The organism is Candidatus Omnitrophota bacterium, from assembly GCA_030688425.1.
GTDB lineage: Bacteria > Omnitrophota > Gorgyraeia > Zapsychrales > JANLHA01 > JAUYIB01.
Map to the genome: position 1 here is coordinate 1 of JAUYIB010000012.1, position 20,580 is coordinate 20,580.

The window sequence follows — 20,580 nt, forward strand, 5'->3', positions numbered from 1 at the left end:
CAGTCGGAAGTATTCAAATTCCTGGAAATATTTTATAACAGGCAACGAATCCATCAGTCCTTGAACTATATTACGCCAGAGATGGCTGAGACCACGGCTGTCCTTTAATTAACCCGTCCGTTAAATCGGGGGTATCTCACATGACTTAATTATCCGAATTATGTCATTGTGTCCATAAATTTTTTACACACCTGTCCCCTTGGGGGCGACTGTCAGTTTTTATCTAAAACAACCTCAACGGCTCGGAGGAGTTGCGCCACGGCCAAATATCTCGTTTTCCAAAAAGTGCTTATTTTGAATAACGTGATGGGGTTCATTTCATCAATCATTGTTTGCCCAAAATAATCACGTGCCCATTCAAAAGATACGGCGCAATTTGACTTGGGATTCACGAACAACAACTTTCCCAACACCGCACTGGCTTCTTCAATAACATTATCCGCTTCAGCCTGAAACATATTCCAGCGCTTGAGAGCTTCATTAAGAACACGCTGGCGGAATCCATAAATAACATCTGCAATACCTTCCTTTATTTCAAATTCTTCTGTTAAAGCAACTGCTATCAAAGAGCAAAGATAAAAGAACACGTGCTTCTTAAAAATTAAATTTTGGCTATAAGTATTTATTATGTACGGCCCCAAATCTTTCGTTTGAACATTTACCTCATCTTCCAAAACGAACTGCTCAAAAAGTAACTCGCTGAGCTGATCTGCTGTTAATTTTTTCATATAGAAGAATCCGGGGACACATTGAGAAACATCCTAAGGACCGGGTACCTCCTAAGGACCGGGTACCTCCTAAGGACCGGGTACCTCCTAAGGACCGGGTACCAACATCCACTTACATCCCAACACCTTCCAACACACCTGTCCCCAATTCTGGGCGGCCGCCCAAAATCCTGCCTTCCAACTCCTCAATTGTCGGTGCGCACCGACAATTCAAATTTTCGCCGCGCGGCGAAAATTGCCCTGACCTTCCCCAATCCAGTGGACGTTTTGAAAAGACCTTATAATTTAACCAATCGAATAATCGATAAAATTAACAATAATAGACCCAAGCCAAGAAAAATCCATTTGTGTTTTACGAAAATACTGTCGGGATAGACTTTGGTGGCTTCTTTAGCAAAGAAATCTTCAAATTCTTTCATGGCTTCTTGCGCGTCCTCTCCCTCAACTATAAGCAGCAAAGGAGTCTGATGTCGGGCACCAAGTATCCATAAAGCCATTATCGATCTGCCATTAACCCGGTCTTCACCTTTAACGACTGTGACGACAGATTTGAACTTCTTAGTTACGTCAACAAAAGCAGCCGAAGCTCGGATACAGAGGCCATTTTTATTTAATACAATGACTTGTTTTTCAATTCGGGGCATTTCTAACCTCTCTTATCTTTTTCTCCTAAGGACCGGGTACCAACATCCACTGACATTCCAACACCTTCCAGCAGCCCTGTCCCCATCACTTAACCCTTCTGGCCCCTTCTCTGTGACTGCCGCTTGCTTTGTGATCCCAACTTTTAATCACAGTCACCTTCCATCCTTAGCGCGGCTGAAGGCCCGCCTTTATTATTAACAGCCCCGCGTTCTCCGAGGAAACTATGCATGCTTGAGGACCCCGTATAATCCAGGACAGTCCGGCCGCAACGATCTTTCGCGTTAATATCTGCCCCCTCTGCGAGCAATTTTTCCACAGCCTCCAGGTTTCCCCGGGATGCGGCATAATGCAGAGGGGTCGCCCCTCTCTTATCGGTCATTTTCAGCAAAGATGGGTCCCGTTTCAAGAACAGGTTCAAAGCCTCCATGTTCCCTTCCATCGCTGCATCATGAACAACCGTGAGGCCATGGCCATCCGGTTCCTTGATGTCGGCGCCCTTGTCAATTAACAGGCCGATGATGCCGATGTTCCCCCCTAATGCCGCTTCATGAAGGGGTTTTTGTCCTTGAACATCAGCGATATCCATATCAGCCCCCTTATCCAGAAGAAATCGGGCCAATGCAAGTTGACCGTAATAACAAGCCGAGTGGAGCAACGTTTCACCGCCAGGTTCCTGTTGGTTGATGTCCAGCCCCCGGTCCAGGTGATCCTGAATCAGGCCGATATCCCCCTGGGCGGCCGCTTTCAACAAATCCTGGGTCAGTCCCTCTGCCGCAAAAGAAGGACATGACAACAGCAGCATTAATAGCAGAGAAAGAATTATTTTTGACACAACATTCACTCCCAGAGACCGGGCACCAACATCCTCCCCCGCCCCAACAACTTCCAATGCACCGGCCCGACAGCTACGGGCACATCTTAAATCTATTGAATAACAAACCCTAAGTTTGCGCTGGCGATTTTACAGTCCCCCATCTGGTCTGCCCATCGCGAGTATCTCCGATCACCGGAAACTTTCGCCATGTGCCTTAAGGCGTAAATCGTAAAACATCTCGCATGAGTAAACGTTCGGTAATACTGAAACCCACCCTGAGTCGGCCAATATTTTTTGTTATGCCATGGCTTCGGTAAACCTCTAATTTCCACATCAAATAGATCCAACCCTTCGATCGACTCTAAAGAGACCTGATACAGATGCAGCACTTCACGATTATTCTGCATTAACCAAGAAACGCACCACAATTTTTGTCCTTGAGTCATTGCCCCATCCTTGTTGTTTAATTGGCACACTTCTGGGGACACACACCTGCCCCCTGACCACACTGGAAGACACCCCTTCAGCTAACAGCTCTGTCCTTTTTAGGGACGGTCCCCTTCTCCGGGGCGCATTCTCTTCCTCTTAGGCGATGCCTTTTTGTCGTTAAATTCTGGAAGCCTTCCAAATCTTTTAGCATATTCAGCAAAACAGGCATACTCAAAACTTGCAACATCTCCCATTTTACGGAGATCCTCCGGATCGGCTGAACTCACATCGCATTTCATAAAATTAACCGAAACAAACAATATCTTTTCAAGAGCGTCATGATTTTTATACTTAAATAGAAATCGTTCCGCCCCGCCATGGCCTATTTTTCCCACTATTGTATTATGGAACTGGTTTAATCTCCCTCTTAATCCATTTCTCGAGTTTGTCATTCCAAAATACACAATCTCTTCTGTCAGGGAGAATGGTTCATTGAGCAGGCATTTTGACGAGATTACCAGCGCGTAAACACCCGGGTATTCAAGACCTTTCAGGTCTTCCCGTCTTCCCCACGACTTTCATTCGGAAAAATCTGCAATATTCATCTCTTCACTTCCGGGGACACACACCTGTCCCACTGACTACTTACTCTTGATAAACACAGCGCCCATCGCTGCGAAATTCACGACCTTCCAGGCCAACAGCCATTTCGGCTCCCACCACGCTCCGGCGCGCATTTCAACAAAATCCGATATGCCAAATAGGATCAACAATACGGCGAACAGATGATCCGCCTTTTTGTCCGGCTGCTTTTTGAAGACCTTGACTTTGTAAAACAGCCCGGCAAGGCCAAGCCAAAGCAGACCTTCACACAGGTTAAAACTCGCCGAGAGATCCATTCACGCTCCCCGGGACGCCTTCGCCTTACAATTCATCGGACAAACCGCCTGAAATTGAACAGCAAGACCAACGGCCCGCTCAAGGCGAAAGCCATAGTGTAATTTTGGATGAATTGCCGTGCCGCTTCGATCTCCCCCGGGCGGACAGGGACGCGCTGGAGGTCCCGTCGGGCGGTCACAGCCTGCTCCACATACGGCCCCCACTGGCCCATGCTCATATATGCGCCCATCGCCATCATAAGCCCGAAGAATATCGCCAGCCAGAAGGCCCATTTCCTCAATTTATAGAGCCCCACCCCCAGAATGACGGACGTCAACCCGGCGGCGATGGAGAAGCAGATGCCTTCTGTCCTCCCGAACTCAACGCCGAACATCGGAAAAACCGGCATCCCCTGGGTCCAACGCACACAGCCCTTCAAGCCGCTGTTGATCATTAAGAACGCGATGATCAGCGTGAACCAGTTCTCATTTTGCTTGATGACGGGATCAACAACGAGAACGCGCCCCGACCCGTCCTCCGGCACAACACGGGAAATGCTCAAAATATAATACCCGACCCCGCCGAAGGTCCGGATCAAATAAACCTCGACCGCCAGGGCCGTGGCCGCGGAAGCCCAAAATCCCACGCCCGTATCCTTCAGAAAAGCATGCAGCAGGGCCAGGACGCTTCCCACGATGATCAGGTCCAGGAACCAGCCGAAGAATTTCCGCTTTTTCGACGCAATGAAACGCTCTTCCATACCGACCTCGTTTGTCATTTAACTTCCGGGGACACACACCTGTCCCCAACATTAACCAACATCCTCCCCAACAACTTCCAACAGGACTGCCCCCACGCAGTTGGCGGCAACCGGCGGTTTGCGGTTTGTCTTGTGAAGCAATGTTCTTATGGGGAACAGGAAAGTCCCCGGCCAACAGACTTCCCTAAAGTTTGTAAGCACCGCGGGAAAGGGTCTTGGCAGGGGTCGGATCCTGGGGAAAAACACTGTGGGCGCTCTTGAGGAATCGCAGATAATCGTCAAGGGAACCGCCGGAAGGCGTGCTCTCCCGCGCCTGGCGGAAGGCGTCCCTTCTCCGGCGATCCCAGGCGTCTTGCAGAAGTTCCATTCTTGCGAGGCGGCTAAGCATGTTTGGTCTTTTTGATCAGCTGTTTCAGCTCTTTGGCGCGGCCGAAAAGCGAAAAATATTCCCGTAAAAGATTCAGGTCCAGTTTGTCCCTGTTCCGCCGCAGGAGCTCCTCGACATCCGCCATGTCCCGGCGTTCCCGACTGGGGTCGTTGGCGCTGGCCTGGACCTTCAGGCCGATGATGTCCTCGGGCGTGAGGGCATTGACCGTAAATTTACCTTTCAGTATCTCACATTCGCGCGCCCGTTTCAACATGTTCATGGTGTAGCTCCGGTGGGCGAGCAGAAAGTCGATCTGGCCCAGTTCCTGAAGCCCGCCTTTGAAATTGACCACGTCCCCGCTTTCGTGAACGATCGTATACCCAATGCCCACAAGGAGTTTCTTGGCCTTGGGCGCGTCCTCCTTGAGGATGAGGATGTCGATGTCCTGGGTGGCGCGGGTGTAGCCGGCCGTATGAAGAGCAAACCCGCCCATCAGGGCATAGCGGATGCCGTATTTATTGAAATTTTCCAGCAGGAACGTCAGGACTTTCTCAAAATCCACGCCAGCACCTTTTACCCTTCGGGGACACACACCTGTCCCCAACCACACAGCGTCCCCTCCCCTAACGCAGGCTTCTGGAACTCAAAACCGTAATTGGCCGAGTTGACGTTAAAAATATACGGCGTTTCCAGATCCGCATTGGGAGGGTTGAACACAAACCCGTAGGGGGACCCGTTCATCGCTATTTTTTCTCGATATTTGTAACGTCTTTCCGGTCAAAGGTCAGCGCTACCCCCTGATACACGACCTTGACCTTCTCCGCCCCGTCCTCCACAACTTCGGCCTGGATCTCATTGCCGTTCGTAAGCCGGATCGTGGCGATCGTCTTCGCCTCTTCCGGGAGCCCCGCGGCCGGGACCTCGTCCTGAACGGCCCGCGGCGGCGCCGCTTCGGGAGAAGTTTGGGGGACTGCCTTCTCCGGGAAAACTCTTTGGACGATCTGGCCGGCTTCATACTGGGCGAAGACCTCCCGCACTTTCTCGTTGGGATGGTTCTTGACCCTGGTTAAAATGTCCTTTCCCCGGAGATCCTTGGCGGTCACGTCCGCGCCGCACTCCAGCATGGAACGGATCACGAACGCGTAGTCATGCTGATTGGCGCCGGTGTATGGCTGTTCGAGATTCATCAGATATTGATCCAGCAGCGTCTGGCCGTGCCCGTCCCGGTGATTGATGTCCGCGCCGGCCCTGACAAGCAGTTCAATGAACTCGGGTTCACCCTTGAAGACAGCCGCTGACAAGGGCTGGGCCACATGGTTGACGTCGGCCCCGCTTTCTATCAGGTAATTGATGAGCGCGGGGCTCTGCCCGATCGAGATCGCCCGCATGATCGGAGTGTACAGGTCTTTATCCATGTAGTTAATGTCAGCCCCCCGGCCCAGGAGATTCCACACATCAACGCGGACATATTCCGGATCAAGAAATTTGGGGTTGTCCGGGTCCTGCCCCGCGCCGCTGCGCAGAACATTGATAAGTTCCTGGCTCGCCTCTTCCTCGTCCGGGGTCAATGTCCTGATGCCGATCCCCGCCGGTGTCCTTCGCCCTTCAAAGTCCCTGATGATGACCTGCCCGGCCAGGACGGTGATGTCATTTCCCTTGACCGAAATCGCATCGCCAGGCCCAAGGTCCAAGGTCTTCCGGTCGCGGGTTTCGAATACAGCGTGAGATCTTTCGGTGACCGTGATACCGATCTCTCCGGAATACAGCGTGATGGTTGAGCTGTCCGGAATGACCTGGGGAGGTTTCTTCTGATATTTGTGGCCATCGGGTGTGAAGACGCTGCAGTCGCCGCTGAAATGGGTGACCTGCACCGCGGCGCGGCTCACGTCCGGCAAAAAACAATACAGACCGGAAGCGATCAGAAGAATTCCCAACTTAAGATGAACGTGACCAAAAATCCTCAGGCAGGGCATGCCTTCCTCCTTTTTTACTTCCCGCGCACCATCCAGAACGTTTCTGGCCATCCTCCCCAGCCACAATACCTTCCAACAGCCCTGCCAACCGCTCTACAGTTTTGGCCGGCGGGCCAGAATCTCGCCCCTGTTTCCGGGCAAGTCCACTCCTGACCTTTCCAAGTCCAGTGGACGTTTTGTTAAGCTTTTCCTGTTGATCACTTATCTTTTTGAACACTCATCAATATACTGACTCAAGCCATTCATTTCAGAATTTAAGCTCAAAGCTTTTTTAAAATACGGCAAAGCTAAATCACATTGACCCAGGTCGTAATAATAAAAAGCGATATTAACAAGGTATTCTGAAGAATCGGGCTTGATTTCCAATGCTTTTTGAAAATATTGCAACGACTGAACATTATCGCCGGTCTTTTGATAAGCCATCCCCAGGGCATTGTAAATATTTGCCTCGCCTGGCCGCAACTTGTCAGCCGCTAAAAATGCATCCAACGCTTTAGCAAACTCCCCATTTTTAAAAAAATTCATTCCTTTTGAATAGAGTTCATCTGCGGCACTAAACTTTTCTTCCGCACCTTTCTGATCAACAGCTAAATGAATTGCCGGGCCAAGAGGAACATAGTTCGCATTTGCCTCATCTTTAGTTATTGTGGTGGTTTTAGCTTTCCCGTTCTCAAATGTAATAACATCCACTGTGCCATTCTCGGCCTTAACCAAAGATGAGGCCGCCAATCCAAATATTATTGATACGATAAAGATAAATAATCTGTAATTCATTTTTTATCCTTTTTACTGATGTTTTTAAAATAAACTCGTCTGGGGGCTTCCGGGGACACGCTGAACACGTCTTCTTCGTTTTCTCCTTAACCTGTCCCCCGCAGTGACCTAGTCCTTTCTCTCAACAGGGCGCTGTCTCCACTTTTATGGACGGGGAACCTCTTCAAGATTGATCTTCCGCGCTTCACAGAACTTTCGAAAATCCTCTGCCGCTTCCGGATTTCCAAGGGGATCTCCAGGGATCGGGATGTCACTTCCGGAATCCCATCTGAGCGTATTCCCTTCTGGAATCTGGGCTACCCAATCTTTCAGTCCTTGCACGGTTTGGAAAGCCGAATACCCAATAACATAGGCGCACGGCGATCCGGCCGCATCTCTGATCTGGACCAACTTCATTTCATAGACCGTCCAGGGGGCCTCAGCCGACGTGTCCGCCGGTCCTTTCATGGCCCAACACAAACTTGCTGCCAACATAAAAACAAGCCAAGCAAATTTCTTCATTTTAACCTCCCCTCCCGGTAAAATGGGGACAACGCCGACCTTCCCAGAACGTTTCCGGCTTCCGGGCAAGTCCATCCCTCAACCTTCCTCCTGTTTGAGGTTTCAGATTGAAACCTCTAACCCTAAGGCACCAGGTCCCAACATCCTCCCCCGCCAACCTCCAACAGCCCTGTCCAACTCTTCAATTGTGGGCGCGCGTCCACAATTCACATTTTCGCCGCGCGGCGAAAATTGCACTGATTTTCACCTTCTATCGGTTTCGCCTTGCGGCGTAGGTGAAATGAAAAAAATACTTCCGCCAGAGCTCATCGCTGGAGCCGAACTCGTTATTCCCCTGAAAATAATCCACGAGGGCTTCCCTCGCGCGGGACAGTTCCTTAAGACGGGGTAGTCCCTTTGCATTCCCCAAAGACAGATCCATGAGCTCCAGAGCGCGCTCAAACGCCTTTTGGCTATACTCGGCGTTGTGCTTCGCCCGCCAGTTAAGCGCGCGTTCGACTTCACTGCCGATATTGGCCATCTGCTCCATCAACGACAATTCATTCCAGCGCCCGGCTGCCAGGTCCTTGTGCTGTTGTATCATCTCGTTATCCTTTTCATCACGATTTGCGCGATTTTCCCGCGTGCGGCCGGGTCATCCACCCCGCGGCTGCGGTTGCCCTGGGACAGACGCATGTTGATCATGGTATTATTTTAATCATGACAATCCTTTATTTTAAGAGCACCACGGACCGGAACTGTCCCCTCCCGCCAGAGCCATTTCCATCCCCGCCATTCTATCCGCTCCGCCCAGCCCTGTCCAGCTTGCCCCATTGGGGGCGGCCGCCCTTATTTTCGTACGCCCTGCACAATGATGTATATGCCGAACAATGCAATGAGCAGCGCCCCCACAGAGAAAGCCGCTCGCTGGAATTCGTTAAGGTCATAATGAAGGTAATCCAAAAGAAAAAAGCCCAGACCGAATAGGGTCAGGATCAGCTTCACCCAGACGCTGTCCAAGACAGCGGCAAGAAAAGCGAAGAACAGGAGCCATGCAAACTTCTGCACGTCCATCAGCCCCTGCGACCAGAGACGCAACCCCACGGTGACAGCGGTTATGATGATAAAAAATCCGGAAATCCGTTTACCCATAAATACCCCTGCTGCCAGCCGACAAAAAAACCGAAAATTATCTCATCTCCGTGGCGTCCGGGCCCGCTTTTTCATGGGCGGCCCGATAAGCCGCGGCCCGGCTGTCATAGGATCCCCATGTTTGGCCGTCAGAATCCCTGACAACGTAATATTGCGACCCCATAATGATCGAACCGACTTCCTTGATAAGGTAATCGCTGTGTTTCCCATGCACCCGGCCTATCACTTTAGAATCAGCCATGTTTTCCCTCCTGGTCTGTTATGAGCATCCGCGCCGGGGATCTCCCCCCACAGGGCTGTTTAACGCTTTTTATTCCGGCACCGCAAAAACATCCTCGGACAAACTTTCAAAATATTTCATTTCTGTTACATTCTGCTCATCAACAACCTGTCCCTCAACTTTGCTGACAATACTCTTGGAGTAAACGATGCCATCCGATACGTCGTAGTCGTTGAAGATGGCCTTGGTCCATTGCTCACGGCCTTGAGGTGTCGGCGCCTTGAACTTCACCATCGCCATTTTGCCGGTCTTCTGGTCAAAAAATATGGTGATGCTTTCCTTTTCCCCTTGTTCCTTAAAACGAACCCCGTCCGCCAGACGCCCCTGCGCGTTTTCCGGAGGCCAGTAAGCCAGCGTGTATCTGGACAAATCCCTCAGCCGGGCGGCATTCTCGATACGAAGCGAAATTCTCAATTGTCCGAATTCGGTCGGGCTGGCCGGCCGGACTTTCCCATTGTGCAAAGCCACAGCATCACTGCCTTTTAATATAAAGGTATTTGTTTGCTCCTGCCCATCGGCTCCCCGGTAGCTGATACTCTGTTTAAACCGGTCCGGATACTGGTAATCATTTTCCATGCTGTAGTCGATTTTATTTGAGCCGGACAAATACATAGTCCCTGTAATCTTGCTATGGAATGCCTTAAAACGGCTGAAATTCTCCGTTCCTCCATGGGCCTCAATGGCGCGCTCGATGATTTTTAAAGCTTTGGGATGGTGAACGGCACCCGCTTCAGGCGGAATCTTCTCTGCTCTCCTTGACGGTGCTTGTGAACGACCGGGAGGCGAGGAGGTCATCGTTCCCGGTGAGCCACTCGGTCTGGCCAAGAACCCGAGCAACCTTCCCAACATGCTAAGGAGGCCGAGCGTCGCGATCACCATGATGATAAGGAGTCCTTGCCGCCCAAGCCTGTGCCATGTGTCGCGCTGTGACAAAAGAAAACCATAATGGCCGATGAGCCCCACGCAGAATACGAGGTCTCCCGTGACCGACGACCATCGGAATGCTGTCCCAAAATCGGTCAGCGAGTTCCCGAGCGCCATGAGGAGATTCAATACGATGCCCAGCCCGATCCAAACTGCGATTTTGACAAGGCACCATCCAAGAGGAACCCAAAAAATGAGCGTCCCGAGACCTGCGTCGGCGAATGGCCAAACTGGATCAAATGATCCTGATGAGAGAGGTGAACCAAAAGTTCTGGAGGAAAAGTGTCCTCTCAATGCTGAAATGAATCCCCCTGGCTTGTCCGGTGCGGCGGGTTTGGACGGTCGGGATCGAGAAGCAAGCAGTTCCAGATCGCCCTTGATCCGGAGCTTGAACTTAGCATCGGTGGTCAAGCTCTCAGCCAACTTGAGATGGCGGGCAGCTTCGGCGACTTCACCACGTTCGGATAGCTTCAGCCCCAAATCATAAATCAGATCCGCGTAGAGGTTCTGGTAGTCTGGATCGTCCGGGTACGTTTCATAAAGCGAACGCGCGATCGCCACAGCATCATGGAGATTACCGGAGTCCACAGCAGCCTGAATACGCTCCAGAATCCGAGAGCGCTCTGATTGAATCATCTCCTTTTCACGTAGCTCGTCGTATTGCTTACGCCGTGTGGTATTGCTAAGTACGTCCTTGGCCTCATTGATGAGTTTGAAGTGCTCTTCAGCAAGCTTGCGCACCTCCTCTGTGGCCCCCGGGTTACGATCTGGATGAAACTCCAGGGCGCGCGACTTGAAAGCACTGGCGATCTCCTTGTACGACGCATCTTTATGGATGCGAAGCAAGGCGTAGTAGTCTGGGAGAGTGGTGCTAGTCATCGGTTCCAAGGTTGCCTAAGAGTAACTGACAGGATGGCGTCAACTGGCTCATTGCCCGAAGCTGCTGCTTGTAAACTTCCAGCAAACCAACCTCCTTCATGCAGATAGCCACCAGTAGCTGCGCAAGATCGTCTATCGCCTCCAGATTCAGGTATTTTCCTTGCGTCGCATCCGCCATTTTCCGAAACGCACCAGTCGTTGCCAAATTGTCACCGCAATGCACGGCGTAGATACGAATCGTCTTCTGGGCAAGTGACGAAGCCTCATCAAGGTAGAAGTGACCATAGGCGCATTCACTTCGAGAATCCAATACCCCGTGCGGTGGTGCGTCGCCTACCAGGACGACTGCCCGTCTGGCACCAACGCGCCAGCTAAGCTGGTTTGCGGCATAGAGACCTTCCTCAACCGCTTCAGGGTCAGTTCGTCCGCGCTCTGCCGATGTCACACCCATGATAAACCGCCTGACCGCCGCAATGTCGTTGGTCAGATCGCACGACTGCGTCACGTACGTGACATCGGCGTAATCATAGTCCCTGAAGTAGATGACACCGACTCGGGTATTCGGCACGACGGAGAATACGGTTTTAACAATATCGTCGAGCTTCGTCCTCACGAGCTCAAGATATGGGCGCATGCTATAGGTCGTATCACAGATCAACGCCACGTCCAGCGCCATCTGCGTCACAGATAGTGCGGCTTCCGACGTCCTGGTTGCTACTTCGCGCCCCAAGAGCCGTGCAAGCGTTCTAGAACCTCCATTTACTGACATTTTCCCCTCCTGCCTCTGGAACTATTTGATAAAGTTCCGGTGACACACCGCAACCATAATTAATTCAGGTCACTAGTGTCTCGGAATTCACCGACATCTTAGCGTTCCTCAAACACTTCAGAGATCGCTTTGACGATTTCTCTCGCGCAATCGCCATACGCGTCGCCAATCTTATCTGTCCTGGTGTGTGCCAAGTACCACGCAACTTGGCCGAGAAATATAAATAAATAGGCGGAGGACTTCAGGCCGGCGCCGACCATTCGACCGAACAGACGGAACGGATCTAACATGGTTTTCTCCTTCTAAGGACGGGGACCAACATCCTCCCCCGCCCCGACAACTTCCAACCGCCCCGTCCCCTAAAATCCGGGCGCTTTTTTTCAAATCTTATTAAAAATCAGCATAAACGAGCGCGTGTCTTCTTTCCAGCCGTAGCCGATCTGGCTGACTCCTTCTTCCTCCCAAAAAGCGGCAAGGTCTTTCAGCGTGGTCGGCTCTCCATACCATTCGGCCATCCAGCGCGTAAATTCCCCAAATTCTTTTTTGACCGCCTCGTCATCGTCCCGCGACGGCAAGATCTCTGAAACCATGGCGCGCAGGACCCCGCCCTCCTGGAACCCGAAAACAACATTGGCCGGGGCCAGGTTCAGCGTGATGTCCGCGGCATACATGTCATCGGACAGTTTTCTGACCTTTGTCAGCGTAAAGACTTTCAGAAATTCTTCTTTGGACATACCCAAGTATAAGCCCTGGAAGACGGAGATCTTGTCCGGGCCGTATTTTTGAGAGACCGCCGCCTTTTTGATCTTACGGAACATTAACAGAACAGCGGAATGACCGGAAGGGTCTTTCTCCCATAATATCCCCACATCATTATCGCTGTCCCTCCACTGCATGGCCTGGGGGCCGGACGACTGCGCGACCGGCTGGCCGTAAACCCCGGTTAAAACATCCAATTCATTTTCCAACTGGGCAGGAGAAAAACTTCCGCTCATGACAAAACCCATCAAACCGTCCTCTCCTGTCACGAATGTGAATTCAACCGGGACCTGATTGTATAAAGTTTTGGCTAAAAATTTATGGGTGTCAATTCCGTCCAACTGCGCCTTAAGGGCGTCCTGAATCTGTTCCTGAGACATTCCCCAGGAGAACATTTTGCCTAAGACAGGATGTTTCTGTATGGTATAAAGAGACCCTTCCGGCTCCGCGGCAACCGCCCATCCCGCCGCGAGCGCCAGCATGCCCGCCAGAACCAGCCATTGGAAACACTTAGAGATCCTCATATCCCTCCAACGCATCCCAAAAAGGGGACAGTCCCCTTCACTTCTTTCCAGGGACTTTCCCCTTGCGGTCGGCCAGGGCCCATTCTTCCAGATGATCATCGTAAAAGTCCGAGTAAACCTTCCACGGATACCGGCTTCCCTTTTTGAAATGCCGGATCCACTCCTCAAATTTCCCCGGAACGCCCACATACCAGTCGGCCGGATAATGCAAAAAGCCCCTCTGTCCGGCCCATGGCATCCAGATATCCTGATAAAACTTCTCTGTTTTTAAAACGGCCTTGAATTCGACCCTGGCCATCTCCAGGATAAAGGCGTTCTTGTTCAACCGGCCCGAATATGCCTTCCTGATGACCTTCCGCGTTTCTTCATACGAGGCGATATTGTGCAGTTCAAAAATCGCCCGCGCCCATGCCTGCTCAAACGAAAACCGGCCGGAAATTTTCTTGATCCGGATATATCCTCTCTCGGAGCCGCACGGGTAAACATGGTCGGCGGTGGCTTTGTGATACGGGGACCCCGCGTCCCAATCCATGGGGCCTGACAAATCCTCTCCGGCAAACTTCCTGACGGCCCATGTCCAGATCCGGTCATGAGGACGGATGTATCGGCCCATGGCGGGCCTGTCCTTCAGCATCCGCCTGACCTGCCGTTCCCCATGCCGAAGGGCGGATTGAGACAATCTTTTCATATCGGTGAAACCCTAACGACCGGTTACCAGCATCCTCCCCCGCCCCAACAACTTCCAGCAGGCCTCCCCCGCCCCTCCATTCAGCGTCACGCTTGGGCGATCCGGTGGAGGACTTCCGAGATAAAAGTCTGATATTTGACGCCGAGCTTTTGGGCTTTTTGCTTTAAGCTCTTCAGGTCTCCGCTGTTGATGCGGATATTGAGAACAGCGTCTTTCTTTCGGGCCTCTATCGCGAGGGAAATCTCCTGCAGTTGTTTCTTGCCTGCGCTGGCATACTCGCCGCCGAGCAAAGCGTCTTCAATGGCTTTTTCCTGTTTGGTCAGCTTGATTTCGCGCATATCATCTCTCCGAGGGGTATTTTTCAAATCTTTTCAATGCTACTGCGCCTGCGATAACTGCGAACCGAAAAACACGACCACCGGGGTGTCGGTGCCGCTGTATTTTTCGACAAGCCCCAGGAAAGATTTAAAATCCTGCCCGACCCTGACGTATGCCTTCTCCCCTCCCAGGCCCTCCTGCAGCTTGATGGCGTCGGTGTTGTGCGCGATAAAGGCCGGGATGAAACGCGCGCCGGCGTCCCCGGTCACGTAGGGCTCGTTCGTTTTCGCGTCCGCCAGATACTCCGGGAAGGCCGCCACGCGAAACGGATTGTCAACAATCAAAAAATCCGGGACGGGATTTGCCGGGTCCGTCGAGGGCGGAAGGCCGATCATTTCATACTGTTTATGCAGGATGACCTCCATCGGGGCCGTGCGGACGACATAACGGATGCCTTCCTTTTTTCCCACAAGGGCCGCCATTTCCTCCGCCATTCCCTTGTCATAATACAATGTGATGACAAATCCTTCGGGCGGCTTGGGAAGGAGACCGGGGAGCTCTTCGGGCGCTTCCTGGGAATACTGGTCCATCATGCCGTTGCCGTCCTCGGTGACCAGATAATACAAAGGCACCTGGGCAAAGGCGTTGAAGATCTTGTCCGCCTTGTCCGCGGGAACGCCGGCCAGGTCTTGTTTGACGACCGTCGCGGCCCCTGCGGACGCGGCCAGGACAAAGATCAAACACACCGCCAAAACCAGAATCATTTTATTTCTCATCAATGCCGGTCCTTTTTTTGTTTTTTCATGTCATCAAGAGTTTTGAACAGCCAGGCGAGCTGGCTTCGAAAAGCATGGACAGATCCTACTTTCCGCTTATCCCGACTTTTCGGTCGAAAGTGACTGCCGGCGGTTCACTTGCCCAGAATTTTCCGTGATGTCTGAAGATACGCCTGGAAATCCGCGTCCGACCATTGCCCGGCGATTTCTCCCAAAGTCTCCGTCTGCAGGACCGTCGCCCCGTTTCCGAGACCGACATAATAATACAAAACAAGGTCGTCCAGAGCGCCGCCCCACACTCCGCGGACCTTTTCCAGGAAATCTTCCTTACCCGCCGAGGCCGTGAACATGTCCATCACCGTTTTTTCATCCGGAGGGACTTCTCCCAGCGGTTTCAATGCCGCGGCGTCAAGGCCGTGCGCTTGGACCAGGGCGCTGAGTTTCCGCAGGGCGACCCCTTCGATGGCGGCCTGAAAGGTCCGGACAACGCGGGCGTCCGGCGCGACGACCCTGGCGCTGGCAATTTTTTCCGGCGTCACCGCGGACAATCGTTTCATTTCCAGAAGGATGGGCACGGCGGCATTGACCCGCTGTTCAGCCGTCGGCTTATCCAGCGGCTGATCCTGAAACGCCTGAGTCCACCAGGGGTCGAATCCGGCCTTGATCATGTCCTGCCAATTGAGAAGCCAGTCCGCATCAAGATACTCAACGGTGATGAGCCGTCCGCCGCTCATCAGGTCATACCCGATGTCTATCTTGAAATCATCCATCCCGAACGAACGCTGGCCTGTGACGATCTTTTGCGTTGGACCGCGCAGTTTGACCAGGACCTTCGGGACAGCCTTGACATCGGTGTCGGGAAGTTTAATTTTGTTGCTCTCGGTGCCGAACCAGGAATAATTCCAGAAGAAGTAACCGCAGGGGGTATCGCTAAGAAGGGGTGCCAGGGCTTTACCGGTTTCGGCGTCTAATTGCTGTCCGTCCCGCATCTCGACACCCATCGCGATGACCGGCCAGCCCACGCCCACTCCGCCGCCCGGGACCCGGCACAGATAACCCTCCCATGTTTCTTCCCGCACAGGGGCGCTGGCTTGCGTCACGCCGACATTCTTTTTGATCCATTCTTGAGGAGAAACGGACGTTCTCTGTTCCGTCCCCACGCATGAATTCTTGACGCAGGCGGGCACGGGCTGGTTATCTTCGGGATAAACGCAATTCCGGCAGGCTGTGGAGACGCCCGCCTCTTTTGCATAACGCTTGCTCACCGTCTCCCAGCGATAACAGCATACCAGCACGCCGGCACAGTCGTCATCAGTTTCGCAGGCCTTCCATTCCGCAGGCATCCCCGGCTGGCCCAGATCAGGCGAGAATTTTTCCCGGGGCGTCAAAATGCCGCCTGTTTCGATCGCATAAACCGCCGAACCGGTGGCGCCGGGAGAAACGGGCGATGCCGTGATGGTGTAACCCTGCGGGGTGAACCGGCAATCAAACTTGTATCCAGACTCTGTTCGTCCGCAGGGTGTAACGTGAAGGTACGGCAACTGCCCGTCCGGGCTGGTCAGCGCGTCGGCATTAGCAGGATATGCGCCGCCGTTCACGGTCGCATACGTCTCGGCAGCGGTGGAAAGCGCGTAAAGCATGTCCTTCGCTCTATCATCATTTAGACGCTTCATGTCCACAAGGCTTTGTCCGAAGGCGCGGCCGGCAACGAGGGTCGCGAGAACAACGGCAAACGAGATCACGGGCACACAATGTTTCATACAGCCTCCGAATTCCTGGGACACGTCTTAAACGCCCCAATTTCTATTGCCGATGGCCTGATGCCAAACAGCTTGGCAGCAACCCGGCGGTAAAGCCTTCCCTCCAGCGGCACGCCGCATTTCTTACATTTCTTTCCCATCAATCTCTCTCCTGCCCCTCCTCAGCCTGCGGGGCAAGTCCAGGGTGACCGGTGATGAAGAAGCGGCCCGTAAGATAATGGATCAGATTTTAAAATATTTATAATTTTATTCGGCCAATGATTTCTTATTATTACTTTTGAACATATCCTCGGCCATTTTCCACCATCTCAAGTTGCCGTGTTCTTTTTTCTGGTAAAACCAGTATTCCGCGCCCCATAACAGGACGGTGCGCACGCCTTCAGTCTTAAGCTCTTCAAAATAATAGACCACCGTCTCCGGCGAGATCGAGGGGGGGGCGTGCTTTTTCGTGTGGACGAGTTCGCCCGGCTCCCATGGTTCCGCCTGCAGTTCCGTTACCCAGAGCTCGGCTCCTTTATTCTTTGCCGCTTTTAAAACACGACGCAGACTCTTTTTACGCTGTTCGGGGCTGGTTCTGACGTAATGGCGGAATCCGAAGGTTTTCTGCCCAATGGTGGGATAGGCATTAATGCCCAGGATATCACACAATGCGAGGTTATTCTTGATCCAGTCGCCTTTTGTAAAAATTCTCGCGATGGTACGCAGGAACGTATTAGGATAGGTGGCGGCCGTCAGAACAATGGGGCGCTTAAGATTATCCAAGGACCTTATCAATTCAATTTCTTCCGATAGAAATTTTTTGGAAAGCTGCCAGTTCTTTTTGCCGAACTTGTTAAGGGCTTCGTTTTCCACCTGGATGTAAGCAATGGCTTCTTCAGCGCTGTAATGGTTAATGACCTCCCTGATAAAACGCAGGGTGTATTTTTTAAGGACGGGGTTTTCGGCGATATCATCTGAATAGTGGAGCTGTGTCTTCTTGAAGACCCACGCCGGGATAAAATATTCGGGCCAGCGCGGGGCCTTCATGCCGATCGTCAGCACGATCGGGATGCCTCGTTTTTTGGCCTCTTTGATCTCCCAGTCCAGCGTTGTCAGGTCGAACGTACTTTCTTTGGCCTCGATCTCATTCCAGTATGCCCCCAGCCGGATAATATCCGGTTTTAATTTCAGCACGGCCAGGTAGGTTTCCTGCCAGTCCAGCCCGAGGTAAATACACTGCTGGCGGCTGAACGTTGTCCCGATGCGCAGCCCCTCGTCCGCTGGGAGCGGACAGCAAAAGAAGAAAAAAAAGAAAAAGAGCGCTGAGAAGGTTTTCATGTTGAAGGTTTCCTTGATTTATCCGCAGGAAAAGCAGCGCCCATTTATCAACTGGCACCTTTCTTTCCCACCTATCAGTCCGGTATTTCCGGCTCAACGAGCTTGGCCAGGAGGATGAGCGATTCCTGCCATCCCAGATAACACATTTCAACCGGAATGACCTCCGGCAATCCTTCCTGGACGATCGTCAGATCTGTGCCGCAGGAGACCTTTTTGAATTCGACCGTTACCATGATTTCTCCGGGCATGTTCGGATCCTCGAACTTGTCCGTATAGCGCATACGCCGGCCGGGGACAAGTTCGATGTATTTGCCTCCGAAGGAATGGCTTTGACCGTTCGTAAAATTGGTGAAGGACATTTTGTAGGTGCCACCGACACGGACATCCATATGATCCACTTTGCAGGTATATCCGTTCGAAGGGCTCCATTTGGCAATGGCCTCCGGCTCCAGGAAAGCCCTGTAAAGCTTCTCTGGTGTCACGCGTAAAATACGGTGAAGTCGAACAGTATTCGTCGATATTTGGCCTCCTCTCTTTTTCCAAACTTCCGGAACGTTTCTAACGGTCCTTCCCCGCCCCAACACCTTCCCACAGACTTCATCCCAGCCACTCTATCCGCTCAGCCCAGTTCTGTCCTTGTGACTCGGGGTTTCATCTCCAGGATCGAGCGGCTTTGCCCTCGCCTTCACAGCATAAAAAACCGCGGCCCAGATCAGGGCATCGAAACCTATCGTCAAAATACCGGGCCACCCTCCGGGGAAGACGGCCTGGGGGAACCAGGTCGTGACCAGCGCCATCAGCAGAAAAAAAGGCGCGTGAAAAATAAAGAACGCGACCAAGGCAAGCACATAAACAAGATACAGCGGGGATTCATGCTTGACCAGATAACCGTCATAACCGCCCTGGGACGGCATCGGCGGAGGGAAGGCGCGATAGTGCGCGTTCGAAAGCGACAAAAAAGCGAAAACCACGCCGATAATCCCAAAAAGGAACAATAATTCCAAAAAACACCTGGTTTTTTCACGCTGGTCCTTCGTCATAAAAAAACACCTCGCTCCTAAGGACTGCGGACCAACATCCTCCCCCGCCCCATCAACTCCGGACAAACCTGTCCCCTGCCCCGCCATTCTATCCGCTCCGCCCGGCCCTGTCCAGCTTGCCCGACGAAAAAACTGCCTTACTTCCCCGCGCACGGGTCCCAATTGCTGTGGCGGTGCGTCCCATACTCGCCGTCCTTGCTTTCGATGATCAAGGCGTCATCACTGGCCCCCCCACCGGGGCGGGGTTTCATTTTCACTTCAAAAACGCCGTCATTGTCAAAATCGGCGATCTCCGATTCACCCATGCACGCCTCGATCTCCCCGGTTTTCCGGAAATTGAACCCGATGTCGAAAATGAGCCAATGAAACCCGCAGCCGTAGGAATACAGCGGCCATTCCATGAGCACCAGGTTGGGCTGGCCGTTGCTGTCAAGATCGGTCCCGATCGGAATTCGAATTTGGTTCCCTCCCACTTGCGGCTTGAACACCGAAAGCTGGTAACCTCCCCCTTTGCGGGAATAGACCAATTGACCGTTTCTGTAGATCTCAACCCCGCTGACGGACGAGTAAGTATGGGCTCCGTCATTGAATTGCGCCCGGCAATCGGCCGCTTGCGAATAAAAACGGACAGTATAGACACCGTGAACCTCTTCCCAGCTGTATATCTTCTTCCCCCAGCTGTCCGGCCGGCAAGAGACCTGGCACCATTCAGGCCAGGTCTCTTCAACGGCCTGGGCGGTCCGCGCGAAGGCCGCGGGCAAGAGAACAAACAGAAAGAACACCAATCCGGGCCTCAAAACACGCATCATCTGATCCTTTCATAAAGCGGCGGCAGGCCGATGATCAGGACCTCCGTGTCGTCCTGACACAGCATAATGCCGGTAGGCCCCGTGTAGTTCTGCCCTGGCAGCTCCCGGAGACAGATCCCGAGATATCATAAATATTGTCGCGGGTGTTGCGCTGGGCGACAAGGACATACCTGTCCACGGACGCAAAAATCATATATGTAAAATGGCTGTTGGGCGACAGGGCCGGGTTATCAATTCCGATCTTCTGAAAATTGAACGGCGAAACACCACCGTACTGCCCGTTGTTCTGAAGATAGTACCGTTCCATAGCCTGCCGGATCGCGCTCAGATTGATGATCGCCTCGGTGCCCCGGGACCGTTCGACCGTGCGGAAGAATCTCGGAAACGCAATGGCCGACAATACTCCGACAATGAGGATTACGACAATAAGTTCCAGGAGAGTAAAACCGGATTGTCGTTTCATTGGTTTGCCCATAAGCCCAGGCTCTTTCTTCGGTGTTCCGGTTATCCGTTATCCTTGGCGGGCTGGAATGCAAAAAGGGACAGCTCCTACTTTCCGCTTATCTCTGCTATTTTGTACCATCGGCCCCCAAAAATAGGGCGCTGTCCCTACTTTTCTGTATTTTCTCGCGGTTCATTTTGTATTCTGGGGAACAGGACTGTGTCACCGGCCAACAAACTTTCCTAAAGTATAAAAGCGCTTCGGGAAAGGGGGCTGGCAGGAGGCGGATCCTGG

The 20,580-nt window shown here is 52.5% G+C and carries 29 protein-coding genes; all 29 read right to left on the minus strand.

What is annotated here, in order from left to right; translation table 11 throughout:
* Positions 1-212: 212 nt before the first annotated feature.
* On the minus strand, positions 213-728 hold the full coding sequence (locus Q8Q08_00980; GenBank protein ID MDP2652585.1) for a hypothetical protein: 516 nt from the start codon (positions 726-728) through the stop codon (positions 213-215).
* A gap of 278 nt (positions 729-1,006) precedes the next feature.
* Positions 1,007-1,372, minus strand: a complete 366-nt coding sequence (locus Q8Q08_00985) for an HPr family phosphocarrier protein (GenBank protein MDP2652586.1) — start codon at positions 1,370-1,372, stop codon at positions 1,007-1,009.
* Positions 1,373-1,515: 143 nt separating this feature from the next.
* Positions 1,516-2,205, minus strand: a complete 690-nt coding sequence (locus Q8Q08_00990) for an ankyrin repeat domain-containing protein (protein MDP2652587.1) — start codon at positions 2,203-2,205, stop codon at positions 1,516-1,518.
* A 527-nt stretch (positions 2,206-2,732) separates the two neighbouring features.
* Positions 2,733-3,068, minus strand: coding sequence for a hypothetical protein (locus tag Q8Q08_00995; GenBank protein MDP2652588.1), 336 nt, complete (start codon positions 3,066-3,068; stop codon positions 2,733-2,735).
* A 189-nt stretch (positions 3,069-3,257) separates the two neighbouring features.
* Entirely contained in the window at positions 3,258-3,515 is a 258-nt protein-coding gene (locus Q8Q08_01000; GenBank protein ID MDP2652589.1) for a hypothetical protein, read from the minus strand.
* Positions 3,516-3,547: 32 nt separating this feature from the next.
* On the minus strand, positions 3,548-4,273 hold the full coding sequence (locus Q8Q08_01005) for a hypothetical protein (GenBank protein ID MDP2652590.1): 726 nt from the start codon (positions 4,271-4,273) through the stop codon (positions 3,548-3,550).
* A gap of 166 nt (positions 4,274-4,439) precedes the next feature.
* Positions 4,440-4,622, minus strand: a complete 183-nt coding sequence (locus tag Q8Q08_01010) for a hypothetical protein (GenBank protein MDP2652591.1) — start codon at positions 4,620-4,622, stop codon at positions 4,440-4,442.
* Between the two features lie 13 nt (positions 4,623-4,635).
* Positions 4,636-5,184: a nucleotidyl transferase AbiEii/AbiGii toxin family protein gene (locus Q8Q08_01015; protein ID MDP2652592.1), complete on the minus strand. Its 549-nt coding sequence runs from the start codon at positions 5,182-5,184 to the stop codon at positions 4,636-4,638.
* 11 nt (positions 5,185-5,195) lie between these two features.
* Positions 5,196-5,363, minus strand: a complete 168-nt coding sequence (locus Q8Q08_01020) for a hypothetical protein (protein MDP2652593.1) — start codon at positions 5,361-5,363, stop codon at positions 5,196-5,198.
* Positions 5,364-5,365: 2 nt separating this feature from the next.
* The gene (locus Q8Q08_01025) at positions 5,366-6,646 is read right to left on the minus strand and encodes an ankyrin repeat domain-containing protein (GenBank protein ID MDP2652594.1); all 1,281 of its coding nucleotides are present in this window, start codon (positions 6,644-6,646) and stop codon (positions 5,366-5,368) included.
* A gap of 150 nt (positions 6,647-6,796) precedes the next feature.
* A complete protein-coding gene (locus tag Q8Q08_01030) occupies positions 6,797-7,369 on the minus strand; it encodes a tetratricopeptide repeat protein (protein ID MDP2652595.1) in 573 nt (190 codons plus the stop codon).
* Positions 7,370-7,513: 144 nt separating this feature from the next.
* Positions 7,514-7,870 carry a hypothetical protein gene (locus tag Q8Q08_01035; GenBank protein MDP2652596.1) on the minus strand — a complete coding sequence of 119 codons (357 nt, stop codon included), beginning with the start codon at positions 7,868-7,870 and terminating at the stop codon, positions 7,514-7,516.
* 250 nt (positions 7,871-8,120) lie between these two features.
* Positions 8,121-8,453 (minus strand): hypothetical protein, encoded by a 333-nt coding sequence (locus tag Q8Q08_01040; GenBank protein MDP2652597.1) that lies wholly within the window; start codon positions 8,451-8,453, stop codon positions 8,121-8,123.
* Complete coding sequence (locus Q8Q08_01045) at positions 8,450-8,554, minus strand: hypothetical protein (protein MDP2652598.1); 105 nt, start codon at positions 8,552-8,554, stop codon at positions 8,450-8,452. Before Q8Q08_01045 ends, Q8Q08_01040 begins: the two co-directional genes overlap by 4 nt.
* Before the next feature lie 144 nt (positions 8,555-8,698).
* Positions 8,699-9,001, minus strand: coding sequence for a hypothetical protein (locus tag Q8Q08_01050; GenBank protein MDP2652599.1), 303 nt, complete (start codon positions 8,999-9,001; stop codon positions 8,699-8,701).
* Between the two features lie 37 nt (positions 9,002-9,038).
* On the minus strand, positions 9,039-9,242 hold the full coding sequence (locus tag Q8Q08_01055) for a hypothetical protein (protein MDP2652600.1): 204 nt from the start codon (positions 9,240-9,242) through the stop codon (positions 9,039-9,041).
* A gap of 69 nt (positions 9,243-9,311) precedes the next feature.
* Positions 9,312-11,051, minus strand: a complete 1,740-nt coding sequence (locus Q8Q08_01060) for a J domain-containing protein (GenBank protein ID MDP2652601.1) — start codon at positions 11,049-11,051, stop codon at positions 9,312-9,314.
* A 25-nt stretch (positions 11,052-11,076) separates the two neighbouring features.
* Positions 11,077-11,760, minus strand: coding sequence for a vWA domain-containing protein (locus Q8Q08_01065; protein ID MDP2652602.1), 684 nt, complete (start codon positions 11,758-11,760; stop codon positions 11,077-11,079).
* A 191-nt stretch (positions 11,761-11,951) separates the two neighbouring features.
* The gene (locus Q8Q08_01070) at positions 11,952-12,143 is read right to left on the minus strand and encodes a hypothetical protein (GenBank protein ID MDP2652603.1); all 192 of its coding nucleotides are present in this window, start codon (positions 12,141-12,143) and stop codon (positions 11,952-11,954) included.
* A gap of 90 nt (positions 12,144-12,233) precedes the next feature.
* Positions 12,234-13,136 carry a hypothetical protein gene (locus Q8Q08_01075; protein ID MDP2652604.1) on the minus strand — a complete coding sequence of 301 codons (903 nt, stop codon included), beginning with the start codon at positions 13,134-13,136 and terminating at the stop codon, positions 12,234-12,236.
* Between the two features lie 37 nt (positions 13,137-13,173).
* Positions 13,174-13,824 carry a hypothetical protein gene (locus tag Q8Q08_01080; protein ID MDP2652605.1) on the minus strand — a complete coding sequence of 217 codons (651 nt, stop codon included), beginning with the start codon at positions 13,822-13,824 and terminating at the stop codon, positions 13,174-13,176.
* 86 nt (positions 13,825-13,910) lie between these two features.
* Positions 13,911-14,162, minus strand: coding sequence for a CopG family antitoxin (locus tag Q8Q08_01085; GenBank protein MDP2652606.1), 252 nt, complete (start codon positions 14,160-14,162; stop codon positions 13,911-13,913).
* Positions 14,163-14,201: 39 nt separating this feature from the next.
* Positions 14,202-14,918, minus strand: a complete 717-nt coding sequence (locus tag Q8Q08_01090; GenBank protein MDP2652607.1) for a hypothetical protein — start codon at positions 14,916-14,918, stop codon at positions 14,202-14,204.
* Positions 14,919-15,052: 134 nt separating this feature from the next.
* Positions 15,053-16,678: a hypothetical protein gene (locus tag Q8Q08_01095; protein ID MDP2652608.1), complete on the minus strand. Its 1,626-nt coding sequence runs from the start codon at positions 16,676-16,678 to the stop codon at positions 15,053-15,055.
* 246 nt (positions 16,679-16,924) lie between these two features.
* Positions 16,925-17,995, minus strand: coding sequence for a beta-galactosidase (locus Q8Q08_01100; GenBank protein ID MDP2652609.1), 1,071 nt, complete (start codon positions 17,993-17,995; stop codon positions 16,925-16,927).
* A 74-nt stretch (positions 17,996-18,069) separates the two neighbouring features.
* On the minus strand, positions 18,070-18,516 hold the full coding sequence (locus Q8Q08_01105; protein MDP2652610.1) for an SRPBCC family protein: 447 nt from the start codon (positions 18,514-18,516) through the stop codon (positions 18,070-18,072).
* Between the two features lie 90 nt (positions 18,517-18,606).
* Positions 18,607-19,035, minus strand: a complete 429-nt coding sequence (locus Q8Q08_01110) for a hypothetical protein (GenBank protein MDP2652611.1) — start codon at positions 19,033-19,035, stop codon at positions 18,607-18,609.
* Between the two features lie 137 nt (positions 19,036-19,172).
* Entirely contained in the window at positions 19,173-19,844 is a 672-nt protein-coding gene (locus Q8Q08_01115) for a hypothetical protein (protein ID MDP2652612.1), read from the minus strand.
* Between the two features lie 34 nt (positions 19,845-19,878).
* Positions 19,879-20,319, minus strand: coding sequence for a prepilin-type N-terminal cleavage/methylation domain-containing protein (locus tag Q8Q08_01120; GenBank protein MDP2652613.1), 441 nt, complete (start codon positions 20,317-20,319; stop codon positions 19,879-19,881).
* Positions 20,320-20,580 lie beyond the last annotated feature (261 nt).

Bases quoted from the DNA above. Each gene is read 5' to 3' on its own strand.
- Q8Q08_00980 (MDP2652585.1), bottom strand. From the start codon at position 728: ATGAAAAAATTAACAGCAGATCAGCTCAGCGAGTTACTTTTTGAGCAG.
- Q8Q08_00985 (MDP2652586.1), bottom strand. From the start codon at position 1,372: ATGCCCCGAATTGAAAAACAAGTCATTGTATTAAATAAAAATGGCCTC.
- Q8Q08_00995 (MDP2652588.1), bottom strand. From the start codon at position 3,068: ATGACAAACTCGAGAAATGGATTAAGAGGGAGATTAAACCAGTTCCAT.
- Q8Q08_01000 (MDP2652589.1), bottom strand. From the start codon at position 3,515: ATGGATCTCTCGGCGAGTTTTAACCTGTGTGAAGGTCTGCTTTGGCTT.
- Q8Q08_01005 (MDP2652590.1), bottom strand. From the start codon at position 4,273: ATGACAAACGAGGTCGGTATGGAAGAGCGTTTCATTGCGTCGAAAAAG.
- Q8Q08_01010 (MDP2652591.1), bottom strand. From the start codon at position 4,622: ATGGAACTTCTGCAAGACGCCTGGGATCGCCGGAGAAGGGACGCCTTC.
- Q8Q08_01020 (MDP2652593.1), bottom strand. From the start codon at position 5,363: ATGAACGGGTCCCCCTACGGGTTTGTGTTCAACCCTCCCAATGCGGAT.
- Q8Q08_01025 (MDP2652594.1), bottom strand. From the start codon at position 6,646: ATGGCCAGAAACGTTCTGGATGGTGCGCGGGAAGTAAAAAAGGAGGAA.
- Q8Q08_01030 (MDP2652595.1), bottom strand. From the start codon at position 7,369: ATGAATTACAGATTATTTATCTTTATCGTATCAATAATATTTGGATTG.
- Q8Q08_01035 (MDP2652596.1), bottom strand. From the start codon at position 7,870: ATGAAGAAATTTGCTTGGCTTGTTTTTATGTTGGCAGCAAGTTTGTGT.
- Q8Q08_01040 (MDP2652597.1), bottom strand. From the start codon at position 8,453: ATGATACAACAGCACAAGGACCTGGCAGCCGGGCGCTGGAATGAATTG.
- Q8Q08_01045 (MDP2652598.1), bottom strand. From the start codon at position 8,554: ATGATCAACATGCGTCTGTCCCAGGGCAACCGCAGCCGCGGGGTGGAT.
- Q8Q08_01050 (MDP2652599.1), bottom strand. From the start codon at position 9,001: ATGGGTAAACGGATTTCCGGATTTTTTATCATCATAACCGCTGTCACC.
- Q8Q08_01055 (MDP2652600.1), bottom strand. From the start codon at position 9,242: ATGGCTGATTCTAAAGTGATAGGCCGGGTGCATGGGAAACACAGCGAT.
- Q8Q08_01065 (MDP2652602.1), bottom strand. From the start codon at position 11,760: ATGGCGCTGGACGTGGCGTTGATCTGTGATACGACCTATAGCATGCGC.
- Q8Q08_01070 (MDP2652603.1), bottom strand. From the start codon at position 12,143: ATGTTAGATCCGTTCCGTCTGTTCGGTCGAATGGTCGGCGCCGGCCTG.
- Q8Q08_01075 (MDP2652604.1), bottom strand. From the start codon at position 13,136: ATGAGGATCTCTAAGTGTTTCCAATGGCTGGTTCTGGCGGGCATGCTG.
- Q8Q08_01080 (MDP2652605.1), bottom strand. From the start codon at position 13,824: ATGAAAAGATTGTCTCAATCCGCCCTTCGGCATGGGGAACGGCAGGTC.
- Q8Q08_01085 (MDP2652606.1), bottom strand. From the start codon at position 14,162: ATGCGCGAAATCAAGCTGACCAAACAGGAAAAAGCCATTGAAGACGCT.
- Q8Q08_01090 (MDP2652607.1), bottom strand. From the start codon at position 14,918: ATGAGAAATAAAATGATTCTGGTTTTGGCGGTGTGTTTGATCTTTGTC.
- Q8Q08_01095 (MDP2652608.1), bottom strand. From the start codon at position 16,678: ATGAAACATTGTGTGCCCGTGATCTCGTTTGCCGTTGTTCTCGCGACC.
- Q8Q08_01100 (MDP2652609.1), bottom strand. From the start codon at position 17,995: ATGAAAACCTTCTCAGCGCTCTTTTTCTTTTTTTTCTTCTTTTGCTGT.
- Q8Q08_01110 (MDP2652611.1), bottom strand. From the start codon at position 19,035: ATGACGAAGGACCAGCGTGAAAAAACCAGGTGTTTTTTGGAATTATTG.
- Q8Q08_01115 (MDP2652612.1), bottom strand. From the start codon at position 19,844: ATGATGCGTGTTTTGAGGCCCGGATTGGTGTTCTTTCTGTTTGTTCTC.
- Q8Q08_01120 (MDP2652613.1), bottom strand. From the start codon at position 20,319: ATGGGCAAACCAATGAAACGACAATCCGGTTTTACTCTCCTGGAACTT.